Annotated in this window: 3 protein-coding genes; all 3 read left to right on the forward strand. The window is 49.9% G+C overall.

Annotated features, from left to right (window positions below; translation table 11 throughout):
• Positions 1-942: RAP domain-containing protein (locus tag J7439_RS24890; protein WP_209204749.1), on the forward strand; the 942-nt coding region annotated here is incomplete at its 5' end.
• 105 nt (positions 943-1,047) lie between these two features.
• Positions 1,048-4,023, forward strand: a complete 2,976-nt coding sequence (locus J7439_RS24895; protein ID WP_209204750.1) for a DUF1601 domain-containing protein — start codon at positions 1,048-1,050, stop codon at positions 4,021-4,023.
• Between the two features lie 105 nt (positions 4,024-4,128).
• A partial coding sequence (locus J7439_RS24900; protein ID WP_209204751.1) for a hypothetical protein occupies positions 4,129-4,460 on the forward strand: 332 nt, incomplete at its 3' end.

The raw sequence follows: 4,460 nt of genomic DNA on the forward strand, positions 1-4,460 counted from the left end.
GTACAAAAAGCCAACTTTAACCCACAGAAAATCACCAACCTGCTGTGGGCCATGGCTAAACTGGTGGACAACGGGCAGGAGCAGACACCAGGGTTCAACGAGACTGTGGTCGCGCTGTTGCCCCTCGTGAACGCACAGAAAGACCAATTTAATGCCCAGGGTATTGCCAACCTGCTGTGGGCCACGGCCAAACTGGGTGAACTCGTTGAGCTGAACGTGGCTACCTCTACGTTCGAAGCGCTTGTCTATCGAATCAGTGAGAATCTTCAGTTTTCTCAGCAAGAGATAGTGATGTCTCTCTGGGGAGTCATGGTATGCTGTGCCAGGTTGGCTTTAGACTCCAATGCCAATAAAAATAACGTGCTTGAAAAGCACATGGATGACCTGTTGACTCGCCTGGAAAATACATCGCCAGATAATGAAGAGGATCAATCCATCATGATCATGGCTGCAAGTTGGCTTGGCAGAGCCTGTCCGGTCATCCGCCATTACCAGACAACCATTTCAAAAACCCAGGCCGACTTCCGCGATCAACTCCAATTATCTATTCCATCTCTGAAGATTGAAGAAGAAAAGAGTCTGAATTCATTACCTCCGGTTGACCTGCTACTGCCAGATCACAACATGGTGATTGAAGTTCAGGGCCCCTCTCATTACGTGGGTGGTGATTTCAACACCAGGAATGGTTCGACTCTGCTGAAAATCGCATTGTTGCAAAAAGCAGGATTTGAGGTCATTGAAATCCCGGCTAACCAGCTTTTGAACAAAGATTTAATGAAACCATATATTGATCAAATAAAGATCAGGGTAAGCATCCCGCCACAGGGTCATGACTCTGTATCACTTAAAAGAGGGCGGGCAGGTGCTGAATACGTGACTGCCGAAGAACATTTACAAGAGCAAACCAACCCGGCAAAGAGGCAGAAAAAAAACAGCCAGTAATCGCCTTCCTCCCATCATGACTCAAGTAAACTTTTCCGCACAATGAACTTCTGGGAAGAACAGCAGTCTGCTTTTTATATTTTCATGAATTAATGAAATATAACTATGGATAGAAGTTCTGCTGGTATCAGTGGCAAATACGCAAGATCAGGTAATAATGACAACCAACCGAATGGCCATGCCGCTTCCAGGCGTGGGCGATATAGACAAGCCACAGTCAGACAGTGGGATAATGCCCCACGCACACCCCCGGGGCGTAAAAAATTTTACCATTCTGCTGCCGCAGGCCCTTCTCAATATCTACTGCGCCGTTCAGTAAACCCTGTTCAAAATTTTCATGCTCTCACCAAACAGGAAATAATGGCTGGTCTGGTGAGTAAATCGGATCGTTTCGGTCATCGCTATGATGGAAGAGATCACGGCCTATATGCCAGTTCCATTAAAAAATACACGTCAGCGTCTAAAAGACCGTTAAATCGAGGGGAACAAAGCCAGCTGATGCGTTTACTGCAAAATTTCACAGCAACGCGGAGCTGGAATTGGCGAAGCCTGACGACAACACTGCACTCATTTACTTCAGCGGGTGTTTTTACCCCTCATAGACCCATAGATGAGCGTGTTCAGCACACTCAGGCTGCCTTATTATCGACGCTACTGGATGCAATAATATTCAAGTGCAACCAAAAACCTGAAGCCAGTGATATTGGTGCCCAGGGCATCGCTAACCAGCTGTGGGCCATGGCGAAACTGATGGACAACGGGCAGGAACTAACACCAGGGCTCAACGAGGCCGTGGCCGTGCTGTTGCCCCACGTGAACGCACAGAAAGACCAATTTATTCCTCAGCATATTGCCAACCTGCTGTGGGCCATGGCGAAGCTGGTGGACAACGGGCAGGAGCACACTCCAGGGCTCAACGAGGCCGTAGCCGCGCTGTTGCCCCTCGTGAACGCACAGGAAGACCAATTTAATGCCCAGGGCATTGCCAACCTGCTGTGGGCCATGGCGAAACTGGCGGACAACGAGCAGAAGCAGACACCAAGGCTCAACGAGGCTGTGGTCGCCCTGTTGCCCCACGTGAGTGCACAGAAAGACCAATTTATTATTCAGCATATCACCAACCTGCTATGGGCTATGGCGAAACTGGTGGACAATGGGCAGGAACAGACACCAGAGCTCAACGAGGCCGTGGCTGCCCTGTTGCCCCTCGTGAACACACAGAAAAACCAACTTAATGCCCAGGGCATTGCCAACCTGCTATGGGCCATGGCGAAACTGGTGGACAATGGGCAGGAACAGACACCAGAGCTCAACGAGGCCGTGGCTGCCCTGTTGCCCCTCGTGAACGCACAGAAAAACCAACTTAATGCCCAGGGCATTGCCAACCTGCTATGGGCCATGGCGAAACTGGTGGACAACGGGCTGAAGCCGACACCAGGGCTAAAAGAGGCCGTGGCTGCCTTGTTGCCCCTCCTGAAGGCACAGAAAAACCGACTTAATCCCCAGGGCATTGCCAACCTGCTGTGGGCCATGGCAAAACTTTTGTACAACGGGGTGCAGCAGACACCAGGGTTCAAAGAGGCCGTGGCCGCGTTGCTGCCCCACGTGAACGCACAGAAAGACCAATTTATTCCTCAGCATATCGCCAACCTGCTGTGGGCCATGGCAAAATTGGTTGATAGCGGCCAGGAGCGGACACCAGAGTTCAAAGAAGCCGTGGCCGCGCTGTTGCCCCGCGTGAACGCACAGAAAAACCAATTTAATGCCCAGGAAATCGCCAACCTGCTGTGGGCCATGGCAAAATTGATTGATAGCGGCCAGGAGCGGACACCAGAGCTCAAAGAAGCCGTGGCCGCGCTGTTGCCCCGCGTGAACGCACAGAAAAACCAATTTAATGCTCAGGAAATCGCCAACCTGCTGTGGGCCATGGCGAAACTGGTGGACAACGGGCAGGAGTGGACACCAGGACTCAAAGAGGCCGTGGCCGCACTGTTGCCCCACGTGAACACACAGAAAAACCAATTTAATGCCCAGGAAATCGCCAAACTGCTGTGGGCCATGGCGAAACTGGTGGACAACGGGCATGAGCAGACACCAGGGCTCAAAGAGGCCGTGGCCGCACTGTTGCCCCACGTGAACACACAGAAAAAACAATTTAATGCCCAGGGTATCGCCAACCTGCTGTGGACCATGGCGAAACTGGTGGACAACGGGCATGAGCAGACACCAGGGCTCAAAGAAGCCGTGGCCGCACTGTTGCCCCACGTGAACGCACAGAAAGACCAATTTAGTGCCCAGGGTATTGCCATCCTGCTGTGGGCCATGGCGAAACTGGGTGAACTCCTTGAGCTGAACGTGATTACCTCTACGTTCGAGTCGCTTGTCTATCGAATCAGTGAGAACCCTCAGTTTTCTCAGCAAGAGATATCGATGTCTCTCTGGGGAGTAATGGTATGCTGTGCCAGGTTGGCTCTAGACTCCAATGCCAATAAAAATAACTTGTTTGAAAAGCATATGGATGACTTGTTCACTCGCCTGGAAAATACATCGCCAGATAATGAAGAAGAACAATCCAACATGATCATGGCTGCAAGTTGGCTTGGCAGAGCGTGTCCGTTCGTCCGCCATTACCGGACAACCATTTCAAAAAACCAGGCCGACTTCCGCGATCAACTCCAATCATCCATTCCATCTTTGAGGATCGAAGAGGAAAAGAGTCTGAACTCATTACCGCCAGTTGACCTGCTTCTGCCAGATCACAACATGGTGATTGAAGTTCAGGAACCGTGTCATTACGTGGGTGGTGATTTCAAAACCAGGAATGGTTCAACTCTGCTTAAAATCGCACTGCTGCAAAAATCAGGATTTGAGGTCATTGAAATCCCTGCTAACCAGCTTTTGAACAAAGATTTAATGAAACCATATATTGATCAAATAAAGATCAGGATAGGCATCCCGCCACAGGGTCATGACTCTGTTTCACTTAAAAGAGGGTGGACAGATGCTGCATACGTGACTGCCGAAGAACATTTACAAGAGCAAACCAACCCGGCAAAGAGGAAGAAAACAAACATTCAGTAATCGCCTTCCTCCCATCATGACTCAAGTAAACTTTTCCGCACAATGAACTTCTGGGAAGAACAGCAGTCTGCTTTTTATATTTTCATGAATTAATGAAATATAACTATGGATAGAAGTTCTGCTGGTATCAGTGGCAAATACGCAAGATCAGGTAATAATGACAACCAACCGAATGGCCATGCCGCTTCCAGGCGTGGGCGATATAGACAAGCCACAGTCAGACAGTGGGATAATGCCCCACGCACACCCCCGGGGCGTAAAAAATTTTACCATTCTGCTGCCGCAGGCCCTTCTCAATATCTACTGCGCCGTTCAGTAAACCCTGTTCAAAATTTTCATGCTCTCACCAAACAGGAAATAATGGCTGGTCTGGTGAGTAAATCGGATCGTTTCGGTCATCGCTATGATGGAAGAGATCACGGCCTATATGCCAGTTC

This window comes from Salinisphaera sp. G21_0, from assembly GCF_017744115.1.
In the GTDB taxonomy this organism is placed as follows: Bacteria; Pseudomonadota; Gammaproteobacteria; order Pseudomonadales; family Endozoicomonadaceae; genus Endozoicomonas.

Bases quoted from the DNA above. Each gene is read 5' to 3' on its own strand.
- J7439_RS24895 (WP_209204750.1), top strand. From the start codon at position 1,048: ATGGATAGAAGTTCTGCTGGTATCAGTGGCAAATACGCAAGATCAGGT.